This window comes from Loigolactobacillus binensis (genome assembly GCF_005405165.1).
GTDB lineage: Bacteria > Bacillota > Bacilli > Lactobacillales > Lactobacillaceae > Loigolactobacillus > Loigolactobacillus binensis.
On the sequence record NZ_BJDN01000023.1, the window covers coordinates 1 to 1,141 of the forward strand.

At 50.9% G+C, this 1,141-nt stretch carries 11 tRNA genes and 1 rRNA gene; all 12 read left to right on the forward strand.

Annotated elements, in window-relative coordinates:
• Positions 1-99: ribosomal RNA gene (gene rrf, locus FFM78_RS10195) — 5S ribosomal RNA — on the forward strand; the annotation flags it as partial.
• 12 nt (positions 100-111) lie between these two features.
• Positions 112-184 (forward strand) — tRNA-Val (locus FFM78_RS10200).
• 3 nt (positions 185-187) lie between these two features.
• A tRNA-Lys gene (locus tag FFM78_RS10205) sits at positions 188-260 on the forward strand.
• A gap of 19 nt (positions 261-279) precedes the next feature.
• A tRNA-Leu gene (locus FFM78_RS10210) sits at positions 280-361 on the forward strand.
• Positions 362-373: 12 nt separating this feature from the next.
• Positions 374-446 (forward strand) — tRNA-Thr (locus tag FFM78_RS10215).
• 16 nt (positions 447-462) lie between these two features.
• Positions 463-534 (forward strand) — tRNA-Gly (locus tag FFM78_RS10220).
• Between the two features lie 10 nt (positions 535-544).
• Positions 545-630, forward strand: a tRNA-Leu gene (locus tag FFM78_RS10225).
• Positions 631-640: 10 nt separating this feature from the next.
• Positions 641-714: transfer RNA gene (locus tag FFM78_RS10230), tRNA-Arg, on the forward strand.
• Between the two features lie 31 nt (positions 715-745).
• Positions 746-819 (forward strand) — tRNA-Pro (locus FFM78_RS10235).
• A 14-nt stretch (positions 820-833) separates the two neighbouring features.
• Positions 834-907, forward strand: a tRNA-Met gene (locus FFM78_RS10240).
• 16 nt (positions 908-923) lie between these two features.
• Positions 924-997 (forward strand) — tRNA-Ile (locus FFM78_RS10245).
• Between the two features lie 48 nt (positions 998-1,045).
• Positions 1,046-1,119: transfer RNA gene (locus FFM78_RS10250), tRNA-Met, on the forward strand.
• Positions 1,120-1,141: the final 22 nt, after the last annotated feature.

Genomic DNA, 1,141 nt, shown 5'->3' on the forward strand with positions numbered 1-1,141 from the left:
AAGGATACACCTGTTCCCATGTCGAACACAGAAGTTAAGCTTCTTAACGCCGAGAGTAGTTGGGGGAGCACCCCCTGCGAGGGTAGGACGTTGCCACGCACTTTTTCATTTGGAGGTTTAGCTCAGCTGGGAGAGCACCTGCCTTACAAGCAGGGGGTCACAGGTTCGAACCCTGTAACCTCCATTTGAGCCGTTAGCTCAGTTGGTAGAGCATCTGACTTTTAATCAGAGGGTCGACAGTTCGAGCCTGTCACGGCTCATTGCCAGTTTTTAATATTTGCGGGTGTGGCGGAATTGGCAGACGCACTAGATTTAGGATCTAGCGCCGCAAGGCGTGGGGGTTCGAGTCCCTTCACCCGCAGTCGGGTTTTATGCCGACTTAGCTCAGTTGGTAGAGCATCTGATTTGTAATCAGAGGGTCGGGCGTTCGAATCGTCTAGTCGGCATTAATTGAATACTCATGCGGAAGTAGTTCAGTGGTAGAACATCACCTTGCCATGGTGGGGGTCGCGGGTTCGAATCCCGTCTTCCGCTTTAATAATATGCCGGGGTGGCGGAACTGGCAGACGCACAGGACTTAAAATCCTGCGGTGAGTGATCACCGTACCGGTTCGATTCCGGTCCTCGGCATTATTATTATGCACCCATAGCGCAACTGGATAGAGTGTCTGACTACGAATCAGAAGGTTGTAGGTTCGACTCCTACTGGGTGCATTGAGCAGCGATGTTCAATTTAAAAAAGTTTCGGGAAATAGCTCAGCTTGGTAGAGCACCTGGTTTGGGACCAGGGGGTCGCAGGTTCGAATCCTGTTTTCCCGATAGTTTCATTGTATCGCGGTGTAGCTCAGCAGGTTAGAGCGTCCGGTTCATACCCGGGAGGTCGGGGGTTCGATTCCCTTTGCCGCGATAGGTTTAAAGAGCTTGGACCTTTAGCTCAGTTGGTTAGAGCAAACGGCTCATAACCGTTCGGTCGTAGGTTCGAGTCCTACAAGGTCCATCTTCGATGGATGTTGATTTAAACCATCTATGTTTTATATTATATTATCGCGGGATGGAGCAGTCTGGTAGCTCGTCGGGCTCATAACCCGAAGGTCGCAGGTTCAAACCCTGCTCCCGCAATATGGTTCCATGGTCTATGGTT